General features: G+C 74.4%; 20 protein-coding genes. 13 read left to right on the plus strand and 7 right to left on the minus strand.

Annotation, left to right across the window (positions count from 1 at the left end; genetic code table 11):
• Positions 1-467: 467 nt before the first annotated feature.
• The 8 genes from O2W18_RS11825 (at position 468) to O2W18_RS11860 (ending at position 6,895) form a co-directional block, all read left to right on the plus strand.
• The gene (locus O2W18_RS11825; protein WP_442929145.1) at positions 468-2,027 is read left to right on the plus strand and encodes a methyl-accepting chemotaxis protein; all 1,560 of its coding nucleotides are present in this window, start codon (positions 468-470) and stop codon (positions 2,025-2,027) included.
• A 153-nt stretch (positions 2,028-2,180) separates the two neighbouring features.
• Positions 2,181-3,089: a hypothetical protein gene (locus tag O2W18_RS11830; protein ID WP_269187725.1), complete on the plus strand. Its 909-nt coding sequence runs from the start codon at positions 2,181-2,183 to the stop codon at positions 3,087-3,089.
• Positions 3,090-3,198: 109 nt separating this feature from the next.
• The gene (locus O2W18_RS11835) at positions 3,199-4,338 is read left to right on the plus strand and encodes a protein-glutamate methylesterase/protein-glutamine glutaminase (RefSeq protein WP_269187726.1); all 1,140 of its coding nucleotides are present in this window, start codon (positions 3,199-3,201) and stop codon (positions 4,336-4,338) included.
• Complete coding sequence (locus tag O2W18_RS11840) at positions 4,335-5,159, plus strand: CheR family methyltransferase (protein ID WP_269187727.1); 825 nt, start codon at positions 4,335-4,337, stop codon at positions 5,157-5,159. The genes O2W18_RS11835 and O2W18_RS11840 overlap by 4 nt, the downstream gene beginning before the upstream one ends.
• A gap of 2 nt (positions 5,160-5,161) precedes the next feature.
• Positions 5,162-5,557, plus strand: a complete 396-nt coding sequence (locus O2W18_RS11845; protein WP_269187728.1) for a response regulator — start codon at positions 5,162-5,164, stop codon at positions 5,555-5,557.
• Positions 5,554-6,054: a chemotaxis protein CheX gene (locus O2W18_RS11850; protein WP_269187729.1), complete on the plus strand. Its 501-nt coding sequence runs from the start codon at positions 5,554-5,556 to the stop codon at positions 6,052-6,054. Before O2W18_RS11845 ends, O2W18_RS11850 begins: the two co-directional genes overlap by 4 nt.
• Positions 6,051-6,413, plus strand: a complete 363-nt coding sequence (locus tag O2W18_RS11855; protein WP_269170007.1) for a response regulator — start codon at positions 6,051-6,053, stop codon at positions 6,411-6,413. The genes O2W18_RS11850 and O2W18_RS11855 overlap by 4 nt, the downstream gene beginning before the upstream one ends.
• Positions 6,410-6,895 carry a hypothetical protein gene (locus O2W18_RS11860; protein WP_269187730.1) on the plus strand — a complete coding sequence of 162 codons (486 nt, stop codon included), beginning with the start codon at positions 6,410-6,412 and terminating at the stop codon, positions 6,893-6,895. The genes O2W18_RS11855 and O2W18_RS11860 overlap by 4 nt, the downstream gene beginning before the upstream one ends.
• An 88-nt stretch (positions 6,896-6,983) precedes the next feature.
• On the opposite strand, the gene O2W18_RS11865 is transcribed toward O2W18_RS11860, so the two are convergent.
• Positions 6,984-7,685: a response regulator gene (locus O2W18_RS11865; protein WP_269187731.1), complete on the minus strand. Its 702-nt coding sequence runs from the start codon at positions 7,683-7,685 to the stop codon at positions 6,984-6,986.
• Complete coding sequence (locus O2W18_RS11870) at positions 7,682-9,346, minus strand: sensor histidine kinase (RefSeq protein WP_269187732.1); 1,665 nt, start codon at positions 9,344-9,346, stop codon at positions 7,682-7,684. The genes O2W18_RS11865 and O2W18_RS11870 overlap by 4 nt, the downstream gene beginning before the upstream one ends.
• Before the next feature lie 155 nt (positions 9,347-9,501).
• Here O2W18_RS11870 and O2W18_RS11875 point away from each other — a divergent pair, with 155 nt between their 5' ends.
• Entirely contained in the window at positions 9,502-10,929 is a 1,428-nt protein-coding gene (locus tag O2W18_RS11875) for a cation:dicarboxylate symporter family transporter (protein ID WP_269187733.1), read from the plus strand.
• 63 nt (positions 10,930-10,992) lie between these two features.
• Here the strand turns inward: O2W18_RS11875 and O2W18_RS11880 are convergent, their stop codons facing one another.
• From O2W18_RS11880 to O2W18_RS11890, 3 genes are all read right to left on the minus strand, one after another.
• Positions 10,993-11,928 (minus strand): alpha/beta fold hydrolase, encoded by a 936-nt coding sequence (locus tag O2W18_RS11880; protein WP_269187734.1) that lies wholly within the window; start codon positions 11,926-11,928, stop codon positions 10,993-10,995.
• 59 nt (positions 11,929-11,987) lie between these two features.
• Positions 11,988-13,178 carry an ATP-binding protein gene (locus O2W18_RS11885; RefSeq protein WP_269187735.1) on the minus strand — a complete coding sequence of 397 codons (1,191 nt, stop codon included), beginning with the start codon at positions 13,176-13,178 and terminating at the stop codon, positions 11,988-11,990.
• 193 nt (positions 13,179-13,371) lie between these two features.
• Positions 13,372-14,103 (minus strand): TVP38/TMEM64 family protein, encoded by a 732-nt coding sequence (locus tag O2W18_RS11890; protein ID WP_269187736.1) that lies wholly within the window; start codon positions 14,101-14,103, stop codon positions 13,372-13,374.
• 297 nt (positions 14,104-14,400) lie between these two features.
• On the opposite strand from O2W18_RS11890, the gene O2W18_RS11895 reads away from it, so the two are divergent.
• The 3 genes from O2W18_RS11895 to O2W18_RS11905 all read left to right on the plus strand — a co-directional run bounded on the left by O2W18_RS11895 (position 14,401) and on the right by O2W18_RS11905 (position 20,355).
• Positions 14,401-14,790, plus strand: coding sequence for a phage holin family protein (locus tag O2W18_RS11895; protein ID WP_269187737.1), 390 nt, complete (start codon positions 14,401-14,403; stop codon positions 14,788-14,790).
• 11 nt (positions 14,791-14,801) lie between these two features.
• Positions 14,802-19,832 (plus strand): NAD-glutamate dehydrogenase, encoded by a 5,031-nt coding sequence (locus tag O2W18_RS11900; RefSeq protein ID WP_269187738.1) that lies wholly within the window; start codon positions 14,802-14,804, stop codon positions 19,830-19,832.
• A 70-nt stretch (positions 19,833-19,902) separates the two neighbouring features.
• Positions 19,903-20,355: a PGPGW domain-containing protein gene (locus O2W18_RS11905; protein WP_269187739.1), complete on the plus strand. Its 453-nt coding sequence runs from the start codon at positions 19,903-19,905 to the stop codon at positions 20,353-20,355.
• Positions 20,356-20,455: 100 nt separating this feature from the next.
• On the opposite strand, the gene O2W18_RS11910 is transcribed toward O2W18_RS11905, so the two are convergent.
• Positions 20,456-21,874 (minus strand): amidase, encoded by a 1,419-nt coding sequence (locus O2W18_RS11910; RefSeq protein ID WP_269187740.1) that lies wholly within the window; start codon positions 21,872-21,874, stop codon positions 20,456-20,458.
• A 42-nt stretch (positions 21,875-21,916) separates the two neighbouring features.
• The gene (yaaA, locus tag O2W18_RS11915; RefSeq protein ID WP_269187741.1) at positions 21,917-22,675 is read right to left on the minus strand and encodes a peroxide stress protein YaaA; all 759 of its coding nucleotides are present in this window, start codon (positions 22,673-22,675) and stop codon (positions 21,917-21,919) included.
• 129 nt (positions 22,676-22,804) lie between these two features.
• On the opposite strand from yaaA, the gene O2W18_RS11920 reads away from it, so the two are divergent.
• On the plus strand, positions 22,805-23,656 hold the full coding sequence (locus O2W18_RS11920; RefSeq protein ID WP_269187742.1) for a PP2C family protein-serine/threonine phosphatase: 852 nt from the start codon (positions 22,805-22,807) through the stop codon (positions 23,654-23,656).
• Position 23,657: the final 1 nt, after the last annotated feature.

Below are 23,657 nucleotides of genomic sequence, written 5' to 3' on the forward strand. Positions count from 1 at the left end.
ACCGGGGTCTCGGCGGCGGCCACCTCCACCACGCAGGCGCTGGGGCAGACCCGGCAGGCCGTCGACGAGCTCTCCCGCATGGCGAGTGACCTGCGGGGGAGCGTGTCCCGCTTCAGCTTCTGATCCGCCGCTCCACCGATCAGCAGGGCCGCACGGACTTCGGGTCCGTGCGGCCCTGCTGCGTTCCCGGCCCCGGTCACCCGTGCGGCATGTCGACTCCTCGTCCCTGGTCGACGGTCATCGGCCTTTCTGCAGGTCAGTGGCGCGACACGCCACGGTGATCAGCGCCTGGGGCGATCGTGGGCCCGACGATCTGCCGGACGAGACCGAGTCACATGCGCCCCACGGGGCCCACGCGTGACCGGCCGCCACGTCACCGACCGACGGACCGGTCGGACCAGCTCGAGCCCAGGAGGCCCTTCGTGAGCGCACAACCCGTCCTCGGCCGGTTCCGGCTGCACGGGATCATGGCCAAGATCGTCGCCGCCGTGGGTCTGGCCGTCGCCGTCGCCGTCGGGGTCGGCCTGGTGGGGCTGGGCAGCCTGGGGGAGTCGGCGGACACCACCGAGGCCATGTACCAGGACGAGCTGGTCGGCACCGTCGACGTCGAGGCCGTGCGGGGCGAGCTCTACGCGCTGCGGCTGTCGGCCGTGAACTACGCCGTCGCGACCGACCCGATGGAGAAGCAGGGCTACATGGGCGACCGGCAGGCCGCCTACCAGGGCCTGGCCAGGGCGGCGTCGCACTACCTGGCGACGCACCCGACCGCCCGGAGCCGCGAGCTGATCGACCACGCGCTGGCCGAGGTGAACGAGTTCAAGGCCGTGATGCCCGGTCTCGACGAGCTGGCCGACGCGGGTGACCTGGGGGTGTGGTCCCAGGCCCGCTCCACGCAGGCCGACCCGATCGCCGAGTCCATCCTGGCCGACCTGGACGAGCTCGCGACGCTGCGCCAGGAGAACGCGGCAGCGAGCGCGGCCGACGCGCGGGCCTCCTTCCAGGAGACGCGCTGGGTGCTGATCGGCGTGATCGTGGCCGGAGCCGCCGCGGCACTGGCGATCGGGGTGCTGGTGGCCCGCCGGATCACGGCCGGACTGCGCCGGGTGCAGCACGCCGCCGAGGGCCTCGCGGCCGGCGACCTGACCCGCAGCGCCGACGTGACCTCCCGGGACGAGGTGGGCCGGACGGCGGTGGCGCTGGACGGCGCGATGACCCAGCTGCGGTCGGTGATGGCCTCGGTGGTCGCGTCGGCTGATGCGGTGGCGGCCTCGTCGGAAGAGCTGTCGGCGTCCTCGGCGCAGATCTCGTCCTCGGCGGAGGAGACCTCGGCGCAGTCCGGGGTGGTCTCGGCGGCGGCGGAGGAGGTCAGTCGGAACGTGGCGACGGTGGCTGCGGGTGCCGAGCAGATGGGGGCGTCGATCCGGGAGATCTCCCAGAACGCGAACGAGGCGGCTCGGGTGGCGGCGTCGGCGGTGAGCGAGGCGGAGGCGACGACGGCGACGATCACGAAGCTGGGGATCTCCTCCAAGGAGATCGGGGCGGTGGTGAAGACGATCACCTCGATCGCGGAGCAGACGAACCTGCTGGCGCTGAACGCCACGATCGAGGCGGCGCGGGCCGGTGAGGCGGGCAAGGGGTTCGCGGTGGTCGCGAACGAGGTGAAGGAGCTGGCGCAGGAGACGGCGCGGGCCACGGAGGACATCGCCCGGCGGGTGGAGGCGATCCAGGGCGACACCGGCAAGGCGATCGAGGCCATCGGTGGGATCAGTGCGGTGATCGGGTCGATCAACGACTTCCAGCTGACCATCGCCAGTGCGGTGGAGGAGCAGACGGCGACGACGAACGAGATGTCCCGGTCGGTGCAGGAGGCCGCCGGCGGCTCCACCGAGATCGCCACCAACATCACCGGGGTCTCGGCGGCGGCCAGCTCGACGACCCAGGCGCTGGGGCAGACCCGGCAGGCCGTGGACGAGCTGTCCCGGATGGCCAGCGACCTGCGGGGGAGCGTGGCCCGCTTCACGTACTGAGGAACGTGTTTGAGCAGAGCGTGACGGGGCACTGACCGTGCGGCAGCAACGCGCGGAGGTTGCCTGCTCGCTGTCCTGCGAGCGGGTGATCTCCGCGTGGCGCTGTGGCCCGGGCTGCCAGCACGATGGCCTGACCACTTCCCTGGAGGCGACGTGCCCTACTCCCTGGTCAGCGCTGCGACGCTCGGCTTCGACCTCGTCCGTCTGCCCGCCGGTGGCCAGGTCGCCGACGTCCTGGTGACCGGCATCGGTGCCGATGCCGCCACCCTGCACCGGATCGCCGCGGCACACCCCGCCGCCGGCCGCCCCGACGACGAGCGCGCGGCCCTCGCCGTCCGCGCCCGCCGGGCCCACGAGCTGGCCGCCGGCGGCGTCCCCCAGCTGCGGGACCTGACCGCCCCGGCCGGCGAGGACCGGTCCGCCCGCCTGGTCGCCCTGCTGGAACGCGGCACGATCGGCAACACCCCCGCCCTGGAGCGGCTGGTGCGCGACGACGTCCTCGGCCCGGAGCACCCCGTCGTGGCCGACCTCGACCCGGCGGTGACGACCCAGGCCGCCGACGTGCTGGCCGATGCCGCCACCGGCTGGTGGGCCTCGGACGCACTCGACGCACCGACCCGGGCCGAGCTCACCGGCCCGTTCGCGACCGCGACCGCCTGGGAGCCCGGTCCGCGACCGGACCTCGGGCCGGCCGCTCCCGGTGTCGCTGCCTTCTTCGAGGAGCTGCGCGGGCTGGACGAGCCCGGTCGCCGGCGGTGGCGGCTGGCCGTCGACGCCGGGCGCGCCCAGCGCCGTCCCTGGGCCGCGGCGATGCACGGCGCCGCCTGGGCCGCGCACGTCTCCGGCCGCACCCGCACCCTGGCCGCCGTCCAGCTCATGACCGTCGGGGTCTTCGCCGACGCCGGCTTCTCCCCCCGGGACGGCGCCGAGGGCGTCTGGAACGCACTGGCCGGCTGCGTGCAGGGCCTGGCGATGGCCGACCTGCTGGACGAGGAGTCCCTCGCCGTGCTGGGTGGCCCGTGGGCCGCGGTGACCGGGAGGTCCCTCCCCCTCGAGGGGTGAATCCCGCTCGATCTGCAGGACGCGTCTGAATCCGCTCAAGCCCCGGCACGGGATGCCGATACAGGTCTGGAGCGGCCCACCGGCCGGCACATCGGCTGCGGGGGAACGCGTGGAACAGATCAGGGTGATGGTCGTCGACGACTCCGTCGTCGTCCGCAAGATCGTGACGGACGTGCTGTCCGAGGACCCGATGATCACCGTCGTCGGCACGGCGCCGAACGGCCGGCTGGCCGTGGCCAAGCTCGAGCAGCTCAAGCCCGACCTGGTCACGATGGACATCGAGATGCCGGAGATGAACGGCATCGAGGCGGTGCGCGCCATCCGCAGCCGGGCCGGCGGTCAGACGTACAGCCGGGTCCCGATCATCATGTTCAGCACGCTGACCGAGCGCGGCGCCTCCGCGACCCTGGACGCGCTGTCCGCCGGTGCCAACGAGTACGTGACCAAGCCGGCCAACGTCGGCAGCGTCGCCCAGTCGATGGAGAGCGTGCGTCAGCAGCTCATCCCCAAGATCAAGGCCCTGACCGGCCGGCCGCAGACCAGCGGCCCCGCGGCCGCCCCGGTCGCCGCGCCGGTCGCCGTCCGTCCGCCGGTGGCGCGCACCAGCGCCCCCAAGGAGCCGGCCGTCCTCGTGATCGGTTCCTCCACCGGGGGCCCCGAGGCGCTGACCAAGGTGCTGCCGCTGCTGCCCGCGTCCCTCCCGGTGCCCGTGCTGCTGGTGCAGCACATGCCCCCCGTCTTCACCCGCCAGTTCGCCCAGCGGCTGGACCGGCTGTGCCCGCTCACCGTGGTCGAGGCCACCGACGGCAGCCCGCTCGTGCCCGGCACCGTGCACATCGCCCCCGGTGACTTCCACCTGACCGTGGGCACCAGTGGCGCCAACAAGCGGACGGCGCTGAACCAGGCACCGCCGGAGAACTTCTGCCGGCCGGCCGTCGACGTCCTCTTCCGTTCGGCCGTGGCCGCCTACGGCGGCGCCGTGCTCGGCGTCGTGCTCACCGGCATGGGCTCGGACGGGCGCATCGGCGCCGGCCAGATCCGGGATGCCGGCGGCATGGTCGTCGCCCAGGACCAGGCCACCTCGGTGGTCTGGGGGATGCCCGGTGCGGTCGCCCAGGCCGGCTTCGCCGACGAGGTGCTGCCACTGGGCCGGGTCGCCGAGGCGATCGTCCGGCTCCTCCCGACCCCACGTCCGGCCGCCAGCTTCGCCGCTGCCCGGGCCGCTGCCCCGATGGGAGGCCGACGATGACCCTCACCGCCACGAGCTTCGACTGGGTGCGCCAGCTGGTGCACCGCGAGAGCGCGATCGTCCTGCAGCCCGGCAAGGAGTACCTGGTCGAGGCCCGGCTGCTGCCGATGGCCCAGCAGCGCGGCATGTCCGGGGTGAGCGAGCTCGTCGAGTCCGTCCGCAACCGGCCGGACCCGGCGACCACCCGGCGGATCGTCGAGGCGCTCACCACGAACGAGACCTCCTGGTTCCGTGACGGTGACCCGTTCACCGCGCTGACCAGCACCGTCCTGCCGCAGCTGCTGGCCGCCCGCCGGCCCGACGAGCGGCTGCAGATCTGGTCGGCGGCCTGCTCCAGCGGGCAGGAGGCCTACACGATCGCCATGCTGCTGGCCGACGCGCTGCCCAACGCCCCCACCCGGGTGTCGATCACCGCGACCGACCTCTCCCAGCAGATGGTGGAGCGCACCCGCGCCGGCCGATTCAGCCAGCTGGAGGTCAACCGGGGCCTGCCCGCCACGATGCTGGTGCGGCACTTCACCCGCAGCGGCAACGAGTGGGAGATCGCCCCGGCGCTGCGCCGGATGATCACCGCGAGCGAGTGCAACCTCGCCGCCCCGCTGCCCCGGATGGGCCCGTTCGACGTGGTCTACCTGCGCAACGTCCTCATCTACTTCGACCTGCCCACCAAGCAGGCGATCCTGACTCGGGTCCGTCAGCTCATGCGCCCCGACGGGTGGCTGTTCCTGGGTGCCGCGGAGACCACGCTCGGGGTCGACGACAACTGGGAGCGGGTCGTCCTCGGCCGCGGCTCCGCCTACCGCCCGCGAAAGGGAGCCTGACCGTGCGAGCTCTGGTGATCGACGATTCCCGCGCCATGCGGCGCATCGTCGGCAGCATCCTCAAGGACTTCGGCTTCGAGGTGCGTGAGGCCGGCGACGGCCAGCAGGCCCTCGACGCGCTGCACGAGGGGCAGGCCGAGGGCTGGGTCCCGGACCTCTGCTGCATCGACTGGAACATGCCGGTGATGGACGGGCTCCAGTTCGTGATGGCCACCCGCGCCAACCCGGCCTTCCGCCAGGTGACGCTGATGATGGTCACCACGGAGAGCGAGACCGGCCAGATCGTCAAGGCGCTGGCCGCCGGCGCACACGAGTACCTGATCAAGCCGTTCACCGCCGACGCGCTCCGCGACAAGCTGGCGCTGCTCGGCCTGCTCCCCGAGGGGGTGTCCGCGTGACCCTGCAGGAAGCCCAGCCGATCACCGCGCTGCTGGACCCGGAGACGGTGCAGAGCATCGCCGACGAGATCTGGCCGGCGCTCGTCGGTGACGGCGAGGCGTTCGTCCCCGTCCCGGTCGCACCGCCGGCCGAGGTGGTCAGCGCGTGGGTGACGATCAGCGGCCCGTGGAACGGCGCCGTCGTCCTCACCTGTGCGCCGGCCACCGCCGAGGCGCTCGCCGAGAGCGTCCTGATGACCCGGCCGCCCACGGTCGTGGACGACGAGGACGTCGCCGACGCGCTCGGCGAACTCGCCAACGTGCTGGGCGGCAACATCAAGTCCGTCCTGCCGGGGCCCTCGAGCCTCGGCCTCCCCCAGATCGGTTCCGCGCCCACCACCGGGCGGCTGGACGACGTCTGCCGCGTCAACGGTCAGTGGCGCGGACAGAGCCTGACCATCACCGTGCAGGGCGCCACCGAGGCGCTGCACCCGAGCGGAACTGAGGTGCCGCAGTGAAGATCCTGGTGACCGACGACAGCCGTGTCATGCGGCAGATCGTGATCCGCACCCTCCGTCAGGCGGGCTACGACGACCACGACATCGTCGAGGCCGTCGACGGACGCGACGCGTTCGAGAAGGTCGGGTCGGAGAAGCCCGACCTGGTCCTCTCGGACTGGAACATGCCCGAGATGACCGGCATCGAGTGCCTGGAGGCGCTGCGCGCCTCCGGTTCGCAGGTCGCCTTCGGCTTCGTGACCTCGGAGGGCTCGCCGGAGATGCGGGAGAAGGCGGCCAACGCCGGCGCCCTCTTCCTCATCGCCAAGCCGTTCAACGAGGACACGTTCAAGGACGCCCTGGACGGGGTGATCGCATGACCGCCCCCGCACCGGCGCTGCTGCCCAACCCCAAGGCCGTCCGCGACCTGCTGGAGGGGCTCTTCGGCAAGGACGTGACCGTCGCCCCGGGCGATCCGGTGTCGCTCAACGACAAGCCGGCCGTCGCCGTCTACGTGGACCCGACGATGGCGACCACCGCCCTCTGCCTGGTCGACATCCGGCTCGCCGCCTGGCTCGCCGGGGCCCTGGCCCTGCTGCCCAAGGGCGGGCTCGAGGACGCCATCGACGAGGGCGAGCTCTCCGAGATGCACCTGGAGGTCGTCTACGAGGTGGTGAACGTCGCCGCCGCGCTGTTCAACGGCGGGGGCGTCAACCACTCGAAGCTGCACAAGGTGCACGCACCGGGGGACCCGATCCCGGGGGACATCGCCGGCCTGGCCGCGGCGTTCAACCGGATCGACCTCAAGGTCGACGTCGCCGGCTACGGCTCGGGCAACATGTCCATCGTGATGGCGCACTGAGCGCCACGAACCACCAGCAGGACCCAGCGACCAGGGGAGCGGGACCGGTGCGAGCGCGCCGGACCCGCTCCCCTGGTCGCGTCTGCGTTCAGCGCCAGCGGTAGCCGACCTCCGGGCGCCCCGCCGACCCGTAGCGCGGGCTGCGGGTGACCAGCCCGGCCTCGGCGAGGTACTCGAGGTACCGGCGGGCGGTGATCCGCGACGCGCCGATCCGCTCGGCGGTCTCCGCGGCCGACAGCCCCTCGGCGGCGGACGTCCCCGCGGGGGAGCGGAGCGCGGTGACCACCGCCTCCAGGGTCTCCGGGGCCATCCCCTTGGGCAGCGGTGCCGGGCCCGACGCGCGGACCGCGCCGAGCACCCGGTCCACGTCGTCCTGGCCGCGGACGTCCCCGCTGCCGGCCAGCCGGGCCCGGTGGTCGGCGTAGGCGGTCAGCCGGTCGCGCAGCGCCGGGTAGGTGAACGGCTTGAGCAGGTAGCCGACCACCCCGGCCGACACCGCGGCCCGCACGGTGGCCAGCTCCCGGGCCGAGGTGACGGCCAGGACGTCGACGTCCTGGCCGGCGGCCCGCAGCCAGCGGACGACGTCCGTGCCGTGCGTGTCGGGCAGGTTCATGTCCAGCAGCACCAGGTCCACCCGGTGCCGGGCCAGGGCCTCCCGGGCGTGCGCCCCACTGGCGGCCACCGCCACGGTGGTGAACCCGGGGGTGCGGTCGACGTAGCGGCGGTGCGCCTCGGCGGCGATCGGCTCGTCCTCCACCACGAGCACCCGGACCGGCTGCGGCCCGCTCATCGCTGGGGCGCCTCCGCCCGCGTCTGGCCCCGTGCCTCCGCCCGCAGCGGCACGGTGACGGTGAACTCCGCCCCCGGACCGGGCCGGACGCCCACCGTGCCGCCGTGCCGGCGGACCGTCTGCGCCACCAGGGCCAGCCCGAGCCCGCGGCCGAGCCCCTGGCCGAGGCCGTCCTCGTGGCCGGCCGGGGCCGCCTTGGTGCTCCAGCCCTGGTCGAAGACGCGGTGCACGTGCTCCTCGGTCACGCCCGGTCCGGTGTCCTCGACCCGGATCTCCAGCGTGTCCCCCTCCGCCCGCAGCAGCAGGTGCACCTCGTGCGGCGGGGGACCGTCCAGCGCGGCGTCCACGGCGTTGTCGACCAGGTTGCCGACGATGGTGACCAGGTCGCCACCGGGCAGCCCGGTGGCGCCCACCGTCGACTCGGGGTCGATCACCAGGGCCACCCCGCGCTCGTGCGCCATCGCGGCCTTGCCCAGCAGCAGCGCCGCGAGCACCGGCTCCTCGACGGCGGTGACCACCTCGTCGGTGAGCCGCTGGGCCACGGCCAGCTCCGCGGTGGCGAAGTCGATCGCCTCCTGGGTGCGTCCCAGCTCCACCAGGGAGACCGTCGTGTGCAGCCGGTTGGCCGCCTCGTGCGACTGGGCCCGCAGCGACCGCGCGAACGCCCGGACGCTGTCCAGCTCCCCGGTCAGCGCCTGCAGCTCGGTGTGGTCCCGCAGGGTGACCACGGTGCCCGCCGACCGACCGCCCTGCGTGGCCGGTGCCTGGTTCACCACCAGCACTCGGGAGGGGGTGACCTGGACGGCGTCCACGGTGCGCTGCTGCCCGGTGAGGACCGCGGTGAGCTCGGCCGGCAGGCCCAGGTCGGTGACGTGCCGGCCGGCCGGGTCGTCGGGCAGGTCCAGCAGCCGGCGGGCCTCGTCGTTGGCCAGCTGCACCCGGCACCCGCCGTCCACGAGGAGCAGGCCCTCCCGGACGGCGTGCAGGACGGCGTCGTGGTACTCCAGCATCCGGGCCAGCGGCGCGGCGCCCAGGCCGTGCGTCTGCCGCCGCAGCCGGCGGCTGATCGCCCAGCTGCCCAGTCCGCCGACCGCCAGGGTGGCCAGCGCGGTCAGCCCGATGCCGGGCAGCGCCGCGGCCAGGTCGTCGCCGATGGCGGAGACGGTGATGCCGGCCGAGACGAGGGCGACCACCTCACCGCCGGCGTCCAGCACCGGCCCGGTGGCGCGCACCGAGGGCCCGAGGGTGCCGGTGTAGGTCTCGGTGAACGTCCGCCCGGCCAGCGCCGGGGCGATGGTGCCGCGGAACGGCCGGCCGATCTCCGCCAGGTCGGGGTGGGTGTAGCGGGTGCGGTCGGGGGCCATGACGGTGATGAACGAGGTGCCGGTGTCGGCCCGGATCCGCTCGACGTAGGGCTCCAGCACGGCGGTCGGGTCCGCCCCGGTGACGGCGGCCAGCACCAGCGGTGAGTTGGCCAGGCTCTCCACGATGCCGATCACCTCGGCCTCGGCGGTCTCCCGGACCGCGGACCGGGCCTGGGCGTAGGCCACCACGCTGGCCACCAGCACCACGATCGCCACGACGGTGGCCTGCAGGACCAGCAGGTCCCGCGCCAGGCTGCCGCGGTCCCGGCGTCTGCCCGGGACGGCTGGAGGGTGCACGCGCCGAGTGTCCACCGCCGCAGCGGGATCCGGTGAACGCTATGAACACATGGGTGACCGGCGTCACGGCGGGCGCGAGGGTGCTGACGTCGCCCGGTCCGGGTGACCTGATCCGGAGGCCAGGAGCCCCGGCCTCCGACTCCGCAGGAGCAGTCATGGCCACAGGTGCCGCACCCCCGACCGAGACGACCGCGCCCAGACGGCGCGACCGCACGCACTGGCTCTACATCGCGGTGATCGCCGCGGTGGTGCTGGGCATCACGGTCGGCTTCGTCTTCCCCGACTTCGCGACCGACCTGAAGTGGCTGGGGACCGCCTTCGTCGGCCTGATCCGGATGCTGATCGCGCCGGTCATCTTCTGCACGATCGTGCTGGGCATCGGAGCGATCCGGCAGGCGGCCAAGGTCGGCCGGATCGGCGGCCTCGCGCTGAGCTACTTCCTGCTGATGTCCACCGTCGCCCTGGCGATCGGCCTGGTCGTCGGCAACATCGTGCACCCCGGCGGCGGCCTGGAGCTCTCCGACGAACTGCGCGGTCAGGGCTCGGAGCTGGCCGCGGACGCGGAGGAGAGCGGCGGCACGGTCGACTTCCTGCTGGGGCTCATCCCCGAGACCCTGGTGTCGGCGCTGACCGACGGCTCGGTGCTGCAGGCGCTGCTGGTCGCCCTGCTGGTGGGCTTCGCGATCCAGGCCATGGGACCCAGCGGTGCGCCGCTGCTGCGCGGCATCGGCCACTTCCAGAAGCTGGTCTTCCGGGTGCTCGCGATGATCATGTGGGTCGCGCCGATCGGCGCCTTCGGTGCCATCGCCGCCGTGGTCGGCGAGACCGGGATCGATGCGCTGAAGAGCCTCGCGGTGATCATGCTGTCCTTCTACGCCACCTGCGCGCTCTTCGTCTTCGGCATCCTCGGCGTGCTGCTGCGGCTGGTCACCGGGATCAACGTGTTCGCCCTGTTCAAGTACCTGGGCCGGGAGTTCCTGCTGATCGTCTCCACGTCGTCGTCGGAGACGGCGCTGCCGCGGCTGATCGCCAAGATGGAGCACGCCGGGGTCTCCCAGCCCGTCGCCGGGATCGTGGTGCCGACCGGGTACTCGTTCAACCTCGACGGCACCGCGATCTACCTGACGATGGCCTCGCTGTTCATCGCCGAGGCGCTCGGTGACCCGCTGTCGGTCGGTGAGCAGATCGGGCTGCTCGCCTTCATGATCGTGGCCTCCAAGGGCGCGGCCGGCGTGACCGGTGCCGGACTGGCCACCCTCGCCGGCGGCCTGGCCGCGCACCGGCCGGAGCTGCTGGACGGCGTCGGCCTGATCGTCGGCATCGACCGGTTCATGTCCGAGGCCCGCGCGGTCACCAACTTCGCCGGCAACGCGATCGCCTGCATGCTGGTGGCGACCTGGACCAAGGAGCTGGACCGCGAGCAGCTGGACGCCGCGCTGTCGGGCCGGAGCCCGTTCGACGAGGCATCGATGCTGGACGACCACGGGTCCACCCCCGAGCCGGCCGCGGTCACCAACGCCGGCCCGGGGCAGCGGGACGCCGACGCCGGGCTGCGGGACCTCGCCGACCGCTCGGTGCGCTGACCTCCGCACGCTGACCGCGACAGGAGCCGGCCCGCCTCACAGCGGTGCCGGCTCCTGTGCGTCTCAGCGGCCGCGCACGGCCGCCTCGCGGACCGCGTCGGTGATCGCCCGGACGCCCTCCTCGGCCCACAGCACCGAGTCGTGGTCGGTGTCGGGGACCTCGCGGGCGGTGACGTGGGCCTCGCCGAGCTGCATCGGCTCCAGCCGCACCTCGTCATAGAGGCCGGGCACCTCACCCTGCATGCCCCGGGTCGCCCACAGCAGGGTCGCCGGCACCGGGAGGTCGGTGGTGGCCTCGAGCACCACCTGGTTGCGGAGCATGTCCGCGCCGTCGACCCGGACCGCCTCGTGCGCCACCGCGCTGCGCAGTTCCGGCGGGGTGCCGGTGAGGTCGCGGACGAAGAACGCCGACGCCGGCGGGTGGTCGACCCACCGGCCGATCGTCGGGTGCCCGGACCAGAACTCCCGGACGGCCGGCAGGTCGGGGAAGGTCCGGTCCAGCCGGTCCAGGCTCGCCCCGAGGAACGCGCCGAGCATCGAGTCGGTGTCCGCGGCCGGCGGGACGGCGAAGGGCAGGCCCCCGTCGACCAGCACCAGCCCGTGCACCATGTCCCGGGCCACCCCGGTGGTGGCCAGGGCGGCCACGAACCCGCCCATCGAGTGGCCGACGAGCACGGCGGCGTCGGCACCGGCCTGGGAGTCGGCGCCGAACCGGTCGAGCAGCGCGGCGATGTCCGCGGCGTGGACCGACAGGCCGTAGGGGCCGGGGAGCCCGGCGCTGCCGGCGCGGCCCCGCAGGTCGGGCGCGACCACCTCGCACTCGCCGGCCAGGGCGGCCGCGACCGGGCCCCAGACCGCGGCGTTCCCGGTGATCCCGTGCACCAGCACGACCAGCGGTGCTCCGGGGGCGTCGGCGGCCCAGTACAGGGCGGCGAGCTCGCCGCCCTCGACGGGGACGGTGATCTCCTCGGGGGAGCGGGCGTCGGCAGGAGTGCTCACCCGGCCACCCTGCCGTCCCGGCGGGGAGGTTGCACGTGGAACACGACCCGATCGGGTGCTCAGTCGGTGGCGTGGCGGAGCAGGTAGCGGCCGAAGTGCGGAACGGTGAAGGCGATCTGGCCGCGCTCGGCGGAGTAGACCAGGCCCTTCTTGATCAGCGAGTCCCGGGCGGGGGAGAGGGAGGCCGGCTTGCGGCCCAGCGAGACCGCGACGTCGGAGGTGCCCACCGCGGCACCGCTCGGCCCGCCGAGCTCGGCCATGGCGTGCATGTACTCGCGCTCGGCCGGGGTGGCCCGGTCGTAGCGGGAGCCGAAGAAGCCCACCGCGAGCTCGGCCTCGGCGGCCGGTGCGGCCATCGCGACGTCGTCGGCGGTGATGGGGGAGGCCGCGGCGACGTCCCAGGTGACCTTGCCGTAGGCCTGCACGAAGTAGGGGTAGCCGTCGGCGGCGGCGTAGAGGGCGTCCAGGGCGGCGGTGTCGAACTCGACGTCCTCCCGCTCGGCCGGGGCCAGCAGCGCCCGGTCGGCGGCGTCCCGGTCCAGCCGATCGATCCGCAGGTAGCGGAAGAGCCGCTCCGAGTAGCTCTTGGAGGCGCTCAGCACCGCGGGCAGGTGAGGGAGACCGGCGCCGACGACGATCAGCGGCGAGCCCTGCTGGGAGAGCTCGTGGCACGCGGCGCAGATCGCCGAGACGTCGTCGGTCTGCACGTCCTGCATCTCGTCGATGAACAGCGCCACGCCCTTGCCGACGTCGGCGGCGAGGCCGGCCACGTCGCTGAGCAGCTCGACCAGGTCGATCTCCATGTCCCCGGAGTCGGCGCGCCCGGTGCTGGCCGGCACGTCGATGCCCGGCTGCCAGCGGTCACGCACCTTCGCGTCTGCGGGTGCCTGGCGCTGGGCGAAGGCCTTGAGGGTGCCCAGGACGGCGTCGGTGGACTCCTGGTCGGGGTGTCGGAGCTCCCGGAGCGCCATGTGCAACGCGGCCGACAGCGGCCGACGCAGCGACTGGTCCGGGCGGGCCTCGATCTTCCCGGTGCCCCAGCCGCGGGTGATCGCCGCGGAGCGCAGCTGGTTCAGCAGCACGGTCTTGCCGACGCCGCGCAACCCGGTGAGCACCAGTGAGCGTTCCGGCCGGCCGCGGGCGATCCGCTCCAGGACGACGTCGAAAGCGGAGAGCTCGGTGTCCCGGCCGGCCAGCTCGGGCGGGCGCTGCCCGGCGCCGGGGGCGTACGGGTTCCGCACGGGGTCCATGTCGAGCACCCTATGCCGTTGTCTTGCCACAGCGGTAGAAACCGTTAGACGACGGCATCGACCGCCGTCTCGACCCGCGTCTGCCGCTGTCTAGTGCCAACGATAGACGGGCAGATACAGCGCCAGAGGGCGTCCTCGACGGGTGTCACGCTACCACGCCGTTCGAACGTGCGTTCGAATCGGAGGACCGGCGTCAGGCCTCGGGCTGCGGGGCACCCGCCGCCCGGCGGCGACCGCGGACCACACCGATCGCCACCAGGGCCAGCGTGAGTGGCACCAGGCTCGCCAGCAGCGGGACCCCGCCGTCCCGGTCGGTCGAGCCGACGGTCGCCCCGATGGTCACGTGCAGCACGGTGCCCGGCACCAGCCCCAGTGCACTGCCGGCCAGGTGGTCCCGCCACCGCATGCCGGACAGGCCGGCGGCATAGCTGACCACGGTGAACGGCGCGATCGGCGTCAGCCGGCCGATCACCACCGCGAGGAACCCGCGCTCGGACAGCCGGGCGTCGACGCGCGCCAGGCGGGGCCCGGCCAGCCGGGTGACCGCCTCCCGGCCGAGCCGGCGGGCGACCAGGAAGCCGGCGGCGGCGCCGAGGACGCCGCTGGTCAGCGCCAGCGCGAGCCCGCCCCAGAACCCGGCGAGGACGCCGGCCAGCAGGGAGAGCGCCGTGCGGGGCACCGGCGCCAGCGTGGCCAGCGCCAGGCCCACCACGAGGGCGGCCCAGCCGAGGGGGCCGGCGTCGCGGAGCCAGTCGCGGAGGGTGGCCACCTCAGGGAGGTCGGCCGTGAGAGCGACGGCGCAGCCGCCGGCGATCAGGGCGACCAGGAGCAGGGCGCGGCGCGCGGTCCGGGCGGGCAGGCGGCGCGACCCAGGACCCGGTCGGCGGGGCGCCGGGGCTGGGTCCTGCGTCGGCGTACTGGTCACGGCCGCAGTCTCCCAGCGCAGCGCCCCGCCGGGAGCCGACTCCCGACGGGGCGCGCGATGACCGATCCGGGCGGGCGCCTCTCGGCGAGTGGTCGCACGAGGCGACGAGGGGGGTGGAGCCCGGGGGTCCGACCGGACCGGTATCCATCACAACGTCCGGCGCGCTCGATCGTTCCCCACTGGATGGCGTGACATGCACCGCGGTCAGGATCGTCTACCGACGTCTAGCCGCGGCGCGAGAGTCGGTCATACGGCGCGATCCCACGGAACGTCATCGCTGGGCGCTACCGTGCCGCCGTGGCCACGATCGGGAAGTTCGCCGTCCGCGTCGTCGTGCTGGCGGCGATCATCTACGCCGTGACCCGGCTGGTCGACGGGATCCAGGTGATCGGCAACGCCGACGGCTTCTTCGGCGAGACCGGCACCTACCTCTGGGTCGCGCTGCTGTTCGCGCTGGTCAACTCCATCATCGGGCCGATCGTGCGATTGCTGGCGCTGCCGTTCGTGATCCTCACCCTCGGCCTGTTCCTGCTGGTCATCAACGCGGCGATGCTCGGCCTCACCGCGGTGCTGTCCGACCGGTTCACCGTGGACGGCTTCCTCGCCGCCCTGTTCGGCGGGTTCCTCATCGCCCTCTTCAGCTGGATCGCCGAGCTGGTGCTGCCCTTGAAGGTGCGCGGCCACTAGCGTCGGTGAGCATGGCTCGTCTCGGTTCGGAGTCCGATCGGTCCGCACGCACCCCGGCCGGTCCGGGGGGTGACCGCCCCCCGGTCGCCCCGGGTGGCGAGAGCGGTGACGGCAGCGTCGACGGCCTGGTCGACACCCGGGTCGACACCCGGGTCGACATGGCCTCGTTCGAGGCGGCGCAGGAGGAGAAGCGCCGGCTGTTGGACCAGGCAGCCACCGCCGCCGGCGAGCTGCTGACCGCCCAGGGCGCCCTCCCGGCCGGCGTGGAGCCGGCCGACGCCCCGGTGCTGCTGCACCGTTTCTACGCCGGAGAGCCGGCCGCCGAGGTGGTCGGCCACGACCCCGTCGAGCTGGCCGCCCTCGCGCTCGGGCACCTCCGGCTGGCGGCCTCCCGCCGGCCCGGCACCCCGGTCGTCGACGTCCACCGCACCGACGGCGGGCGGGCCGTGCTCCGGGTGGTCGTCGACGACATGCCGTTCCTCGTCGACTCCGTCAGCGCCGAGGTGACCCGGCAGGGCATCGCCCCCGACCACGTCGTGCACCCCGTCGTGGTCGTCCGCCGGGACGCCGACGGAGAGCTGGTCGCCTTCTGCGACAGCGCCGACGCGGCCACCTGCGGGGCCGACGCCATCGCCGAGTCCTGGATGTCCGTCGTGCTGTCCGGGCAGGTCGACGAGGAGGCCGCCGCCGACCTGCTGGCCGGGATCGGTGCCGTGCTGGACGACGTCCGCGGGGCACACACCGACGCCGCGGCCCTGGCCGGGCGGGCCGGGGAGATCGCCGACGCGCTGGACCGGTTGCCGTCCCCCGCGGACGCCGGCCACCCCGCCGACGACCCGGCCGAGGCCGCGGCGCTGCTCCGCTGGCTGACCGGTGGCAACTTCCTCTTCCTCGGCGCCCGCACCGTCGAGCTGGTCGGTGACGCCGCGGAGCCGGCGGTCGAGGTGGTCGCCGGCTCCGAGCTCGGGGTGCTGCGCAGCTCCCCGGCGCGCGCCACCTCGGTGGCGCCGGCCGGGCTGGCCGCGCCGGGTGCGGGTGCTGCTCGTCGGGTCCGGATCACCAAGGGCGACGCCCGCTCCACGGTCCAGCGCCCGGCCTGGTTGGACCTGGTGGTCGTCGACCTGCCCAGCGACTCACCGGGCAGCCGCGGCCGCCAGCACCTGCTCGTGGGCCTGTTCCCGAACGAGGCCTACACCAGCAGCGTCCGGGAGGTGCCGCTCGTCCGGCGCACCGCCGACGCCGTCCTGGCACGCTCCGGGGTGCCCGCCGACAGCCACTCGGGCAAGCAGCTGCTCGACGTCCTGGAGACCTACCCGCGCGACGAGCTGCTGCAGGTCGACGTCGACGAGCTGCTCCCGGTGGCGCTGGCCGTGCTGCACCTGCGCGAACGCCGGCAGACCCGGTTGTTCCTGCGCCGGGACCCGTTCGGCCGGTTCTTCTCCGCCCTCGTCTACCTCCCCCGCGACCGGTACACCACGCAGGTCCGGCTGACCATGCAACGGCTGCTGCTGGAGCACCTGGGTGGCACCCACGTGGAGTTCACCGTCCGGTCCAGCGAGTCGGTGCTCACCCGCCTGCACTTCATCGTCCGGGTGCCGGTGAGCCGCCGGGGCGGCCCGTCGCTGCCCGACGTCGACGTCCCGGCGCTGGAGCAGGCCCTGGCGGCGGCCGCCCGCAGCTGGACCGACGACCTGACCGCCGCCCTCGTCGGTCGGCACGGCGACGACGCCCCCCGGCTGCTGGCCCGGGTCGCCGACGCCTTCCCGGCGGCCTACCAGGAGGAGTTCCCGGCCCAGGTGGCCGTGGAGGACCTGGCCCGGCTGGACCGGCTGGCCCCCGGCGGGCTGGACCTGCGGCTGCGCGCACCGGCCGGGCCGGAGGGGGAGCGCCGGCTGACCGTGTACCGGGTGGGGGAGCGGCTGCTGCTGTCCGACGTGCTGCCGGTGCTGCAGCACATGGGCGTCGACGTGCTGGACGAGCGGCCGTACGAGGTGGACCGGATCGGCGCTCCGATGGCCTGGGTGTACGACTTCGGCCTGGCCTCGCCGACCACCGAGGTGCCCTTCGCCGGCACGCTGCCCGAGCGGTTCACCGACGCGATCACCGCCGTTTGGGCGGGCCGGGCGGAGGACGACGCGCTGAACTCCCTCGTCCTGCTGGCCGGGCTGACCTGGCGGCAGGTGGCCGTGCTCCGTGCCTACGTGCAGTGGCTGCGCCAGGGTGGGCTGCCCTTCGGCCAGTCCTACGTGCAGGAGACCCTCGCCGCGCACCCAGGGATCGTGGCCCGGCTCATCGCGCTGTTCGAGACCCGGTTCCACCCCGACCGCTCGGCCGGCCGCGAGGCGCGCACCACCGCCCTGGTCGAGTCGCTGACCGCGGCGATCGGCGAGGTGGCCTCACTGGACGCCGACCGGGTGCTGTCCTCGCTGTTGGCCGCCGTCCGGGCGACCCTGCGGACGACGGCCTACACGGCCGGCGTCTTCACCGACGGTGCCCCGCTGGCGCTCAAGCTCGACCCCTCCGCCGTCCCGGACCTGCCCGAGCCCCGCCCGGCGCGGGAGGTGTGGGTCAGCTCGCCGCAGGTGCTCGGGGTGCACCTGCGCTTCGGTGCGGTCGCCCGCGGCGGGCTGCGCTGGAGCGACCGGCGCGAGGACCTGCGCACCGAGGTGCTGGGGCTGGTCAAGGCGCAGACGGTGAAGAACACCGTGATCGTGCCGACCGGGGCCAAGGGCGGCTTCGTGGTGCTGCGCGGCCCCGGTGAGGGCGCCCCCCGCGACGAGGTCCTCGCCGAGGGCAAGGCCCGCTACACCCAGTTCATCGGCGCGCTGCTGGCCCTCACCGACAACATGGTCGACGGCGCCGTCGTCCCGCCGGAGCGGGTCGTCCGGCACGACGGCGACGACACGTACCTGGTGGTCGCCGCCGACAAGGGGACGGCGACCTTCTCCGACCTGGCCAACTCGGTGGCGATCGAGCGTGGGTTCTGGCTGGGCGACGCGTTCGCCTCCGGCGGCTCGGTCGGCTACGACCACAAGGCGATGGGCATCACCGCCCGCGGCGCGTGGGAGTCGGTCACCCGGCACTTCCGCGAGCTCGGCGTCGACGTGCAGAACCAGGAGGTCACCGTCGTCGGCATCGGCGACATGTCCGGTGACGTCTTCGGCAACGGCATGCTGCTGTCCGAGCACCTCCAGCTGGTGGCCGCCTTCGACCACCGGCACGTCTTCGTGGACCCGACCCCGGACGCCGCCGTGTCCCTCGCCGAGCGCCGGCGGCTGTTCCAGCTGCCGCGCTCCTCCTGGGCCGACTACGACCGCTCACTGATCAGCCCCGGCGGGGGCGTGTGGCCCCGGACGGCGAAGTCCGTGCCGGTGTCCGCGCCGATGCGCGCGGCGCTGGGGCTGGCCGACGACGTGGACGCGCTGAGCCCGCCCGAGCTGGTGCGCGCAGTCCTGCTGGCCCCGGTCGACCTGCTGTTCAACGGCGGGATCGGCACGTACGTGAAGGCCGCCGGGGAGAGCGCGCTGGACGTGGGGGACAAGGCCAACGACGCGGTGCGGGTCGACGGCGGCCAGCTGCGGGTCCGGGTGGTCGGCGAGGGCGGGAACCTGGGCCTGACCCAGCGGGGACGGATCGAGTACGCGTTGACCGGTGGGCGGGTGAACACCGACGCGATCGACAACTCCGCCGGTGTCGACACCTCCGACCACGAGGTCAACATCAAGATCGCGCTGAACCGGGTGGTGGACGACGGACGGCTGGACCGGGACGGCCGGGCCCGCCTGCTGGAGGCGATGACCGACGAGGTCGCCGCGGCGGTCATCGGGGACAACTACGCGCAGAACGCCGCGCTGGCCTCCGAGAGCGCCGCGAGCCGCGGCCTCCTCGACGCCCACCAGCGGTACCTGCGCGCGCTGGAGCGCACCGGCCGGCTCGACCGCGCGGTGGAGGCGCTGCCCGGCGACCGGGCGATCGCCGAGCGTCGCCGCGACGGTCAGGCGCTGACCGCTCCCGAGCTCTCCGTGCTGCTGGCCTACGCCAAGATCGAGGCGGGCGATGCGGTCCTGGACTCGGGACTGCCCGACGACCCGGCGCTGGCCGACCTGCTCCAGGACTACTTCCCCACCGAGCTGCGCGCCCGCTTCCCCGCCGCGCTGGACAGCCACCCGCTGCGCCGGGAGATCGTCGCCACGGTGCTGAGCAACCGGGCGGTCAACACCGCCGGGGTCACCGGGCTGTTCCGGCTCGGCGAGGAGACCGGCGCGCCGGTCGCGGCCGTGGTGCGGGCGCACACCGTCGCCCGGGCGGTCTTCGACGTCGACCGGCTGTGGGACGCCCCGCGGGACCTGGACAACCGGGTGCCGGCCGCCACCCAGGTGCGGCTGCGCACCGAGGCCACCCGGCTGGCCGAGCGGACCACCCGCTGGCTGCTCCGGATCCCGGAGCTCACCGCGGAGCCGGCGGCCACGCTGACCCCGGTGATCGAGCGGTTCGCCGGGCCGGTCGCCGAGGTGTGCGCCGGCCTGCCCGGCTGGCTGCTGGGGGCCGACGCCGAGGCCTACGCGGAGCGCGCCGCGGAGCTCCGGGCCGCCGGCGTCGCGCCGGAACTGGCCGCCGAGGTCGCCGCGGCGCCGCTGCTGCCGACTGCGTTGGACCTCGCGGTGGTCGCGGAGGACACCGGTGCGCCCATCGCGCTGGCGGCGCAGGTGTCCCAGTGCCTGGCCGAGCGGCTGGGCCTCGTGCCGCTGCGCGAGCTGGTGATCGGGCTGCCCCGGGACCGGCGCTGGCCGTCGATGGCGCGGGCGAGCCTGCGCGACGACCTGGCCACCGAGCAGGCGACGCTCACCGGCGACGTGCTGGGCCTGCGGCGCGCCGACGGCGAGGCCGCGCCCGAGCTGGTCGAGCGGTGGGTCGACGCCTGGGACATCGCCCAGCAGCGGGCCGCGGCCCAGCTCGCGGACCTGGCCAGCGGTGACCGGCACGAGCTGGCAGAGCTGCTGGTCGCCGTCCGCACGCTGCGAGGGCTGCGCCGGCGCCGCTGAATCCCGCCGGATCCGTGCGACACGCCGGGGGAGCGGAGTGCGCAGCGGATCGATGGGGCACAACCGACCCGTGAAGACCGTCGTGATCGCCGCCCTCGGCGGACTGCTGACCCTCGCCGGCATCGCGCTGCTGGTGCTGCCCGGCCCCGGGTTCGTGCTCGTCGCTGCCGGGCTCGCGGTGCTGGCCACCCGGTTCACCTGGGCGAAGAAGCCGCTGGACTACGCCCAGGACAAGGCCGTGGCGGGCGTCGAGGAGGTCGGCCGCAGCCCGTGGCGGGCCGTCGGCGCCGTCCTCGCCGCCGTCGCCCTGGTCGCCGTCGGGGCGCTGGTGCTCGCCGGGGCGGAGCTCCCGTTCACCAACGCCTTCACCGCTCTCGTCCTGGTGATCTCCGGGCTGTTCCTCGTCGGCACGGTGGTCTTCGCCCGCCGGCACGAGAAGGTCATGGTCGCCCGGGCCCACCGCCCGGCCGGGGTCGCCGGCGCCGACGGTGCCTACCGCGTGGCCCCGTCGAACCAGGACTGACCTCCGGCAGCGTCTCGCTCGAGGGTGAGCCGCTCCAGCGGACGTCGAGCCGCGCCGTGGCACGGCTCAACGTCAGGCCGCCCGGCTCGACCCGCGCGGGTCAGAGCTCCGGACGGCGCCGGCCGAAGCCGGTGGCCTGCTCGAATGCGTGCCCGACCTCCAGCACCCGCCGGTCGGCCCGGGGTGCGCCGATGACCTGTAGACCCACCGGCAGCCCGTCCGGGGTGAAGCCGCCGGGCACCGACAGGGCGGGGCACCCGGTGGCCGAGATCAGCGTGCAGGAGCGCATCCAGCCCAGGTAGTCCTCCTGCGGGACGCCGGCGACCTCGGTCGGGTACTCCTGCTCGACCGGGAACGGCAGCACCTGGGTGGTCGGGGCGAGCAGCACGTCGAAGCGCTCGAAGAACGCGACGACCCGCTCGAAGAGGGCCGTGTGCGCGACCTCCGCGCGGCCGACGTCGGCGCCGGTCAGCGCTGCACCCCGGGCGGCGTTCCAGCGGATCGTCTCCTTCACCTGGTCCGGGTGCTCCCGCACGAGGGCGCCGAAGCTCGCCTCGAACAGCCAGGCCCGCAGCACGCCGAATGCCTCGTCGGCGCCGGCCAGGTCCGGACAGTCCTCCTCGACGGTGGCGCCGAGGTCGCGGAACACCCCGAGCTGGTCCATGAGCACCGCGGTGATCGCCGGGTCGACCGGCACCTGGCCGCCCAGGTCGGGGGCCCAGGCGACGCGCAGGCCGGTCAGCTCGGTCGGCAGCGGTGCGGCGAACGGCGCGCCGGGGTCGGTCAGCGAGATCGGCACCCGCGCGTCCGGGCCGGCCAGCGCGGACAGCCCCAGCGCGACGTCGCCGACGGTGCGGCCCATCGGCCCCTGCACCGACAGCTGTGACCAGCCGATCGCCGTCGGGTGGCTGGGCACCCGGCCGGGCGTGGGCCGCAGGCCGACGACGTTGCAGAACGCCGCCGGGTTGCGCAGCGAGCCGCCCATGTCGCTGCCCTCGGCGATCGGCACCAGCCCCGCGGCCAGCGCCGCGGCCGCGCCACCGGAGGAACCGCCGGCGGACAGCCCGTGCCGGTAGGGGTTGTGGGTGGCGCCGAACAGGGTGTTGAAGGTGTGCGAGCCGGCCGCGAACTCGGGCACGTTCGTCTTGCCGACCCGGATCGCGCCGGCCGCCTTCAGCCGGGCGACGACCAGTTCGTCGCGCGCCGGCACCGTCTCGGCGTGCAGCGGTGAGCCCCAGGTGGTGCGCATTCCCCCGGTGGCGTGGGTGTCCTTGTGCGCGACCGGCAGACCGTGCAGCGGGCCGACCGGCTCACCGGCGGCGAGCCGGGCGTCGGCGGCGTCGGCCGCGGCCCGGGCGCCCTCGGCGTCCAGCGTGACGATCGCGTTGAGCTCCGGGTTCAGCCGCTCGATCCGGTCGAGGTGGGCGTCCATCAGCTCCCGGGCGGAGATCTCCCGGTCGCGGACCAGCGCGACCAGTTCGGTCGCCGGACGGGTGCACAGCTCGTCGAGGTCGCTCACCCCGGCGACCGTACTGGGTCTCTCAGCGCTGAGGAACCTCGGTCAGCGAGTCACCGCTGCTGCCGGGACGACGAGGGTCAGCTCGGTGCGGCCGTCGTGTTCCACGTGCAACCCCGCCCGGCGCAGCAGGGCGCGCAGCCGGACGACGGAATCCGGCTCGGCCGTGGTGCTGGCCAGCAGCCGCGCCAGCCGGCCCTTGTGCGCCTTGTTGAAGTGGCTGACCACCGCCCGGGTGCCGTCGGGGCGCTCGCTGAGCACCTGCACGGTGACCGCGCCCGGGACGGGGGCCAGCTCGGCGTAGGCCCCGGAGCGCAGGTCGACCACCAGGTCGTCGACGCCGGTCAGCACGTCGGTGAGCACCGGCTTCCACAGCGACCGCAGCGTCGGCAGCCCGGGCAGCGAGCTCCCCGCGGAGAGCCGGTAGGCGGGGACGGGGTCGTCGGCGCGCAGCAGCCCGAAGAGCGCCGACCCCACCGCCAGCCGCCCGGCGGCCCGGCGGCGTTGCGCCCGGGTGAGGGACCTGACGTCCAGGGCGTCGTAGAGGACGCCGGTGTAGCGCTCGATCGCCGGCATCGTCGGACTGGTGCGCAGCGCGGCGTTGCGGGCGATCTCGCCGTCCTGGGCGGGGGAGAGGCCGAGCGCCGCCCGGGCGGCCGGGACGTCGCCGGCGAGCGACACCACCGCGGTCACCAGTTGTTCGCGCAGGGGGTTCAGCTCCGGGGTGCCCAGGGCACTCAGGTCCAGCGGGGCGCCGTCCCCGCCGGGGTGCTTGGTCTCCGACGGCGGCAGCAGGACGAGCACGAGGACGAACGGTAGGTGACCGCGCCCGCCGTGTTCGTGGGCGCCCCCGGGTCGCGTGATCTACCGTTCGGCGACCGCTGCGTTCGCGGTGCAGGCCGGTCGGTCGGTGAGGACAGGAGGTGACGGCAGGTGCTCGTGCTCGACAGCGCTGCCGTCTCCACCCGTGGCCCCCGCCCGGACAACCAGGACTCCGCGGTCGCCGGTCCCCAGCTGATCGCCATCGCCGACGGGGTGGGCGGCAACGTCGGCGGCGCGGTCGCCTCCTCACTGGTGGTCAACTGGCTGGCCCCGCTGGCCACCGGCAGCACCGGCGAGGGCGCGGACGACCCGGTGCGGATCGTGGCCAGCGCGAACGAACGGATCCGGGCCGCCTACACCGAGCGCCCGCGGCTGCGGACGATGGCGACCACGATGACCGTGCTGCACGTCGACGCCGAGGGGCTGGCCCTGCTGCACATCGGCGACTCCCGCGGCTACCTGCTCCAGGACGGCGAGCTGCAGCAGGTCAGCACCGACCACACCCTGGTCCAGGCGCTGATCGACGCCGGCTCGCTCACGCCGGCCGAGGCGAAGGTGCACCCGCAGCGGTCAGCGGTCTACGCCGCCCTGCACGGCGCGGACGACGACGTCGCCGCGGTCGACGTGCTGCGGCTGGACGCGCGCGCCGGTGACCGGGTGATGGTCTGCTCCGACGGGCTGTCCGACGTCGTCCCGCCGGCGGTGCTGTGCGACCTGCTGGCCGCGGAGGGCACGCCCGCCGAGGCCGCCGCGCGCCTCCGGGACGCCGCGCTGGCCGGGCCGCCCACCGACAACATCACGGTCGTCGTCGCCGACGTCCTGGAGGCCGGGCCCGACGGCGGCCCGGTCCGGGTGTGCACGTTCGGCGCCGCCACCGAGCTCCGCGAGGAGACCGCCGAGGCGCTCGAGGCGGTCTGGCCCGGCCCGGTGCCGGTCGGCCTGGTCCAGCACCGCCCCCGCTGAC

Origin of the sequence: Modestobacter sp. VKM Ac-2983 (genome assembly GCF_026967885.1) — a bacterium.
Taxonomy (GTDB): domain Bacteria; phylum Actinomycetota; class Actinomycetes; order Mycobacteriales; family Geodermatophilaceae; genus Modestobacter.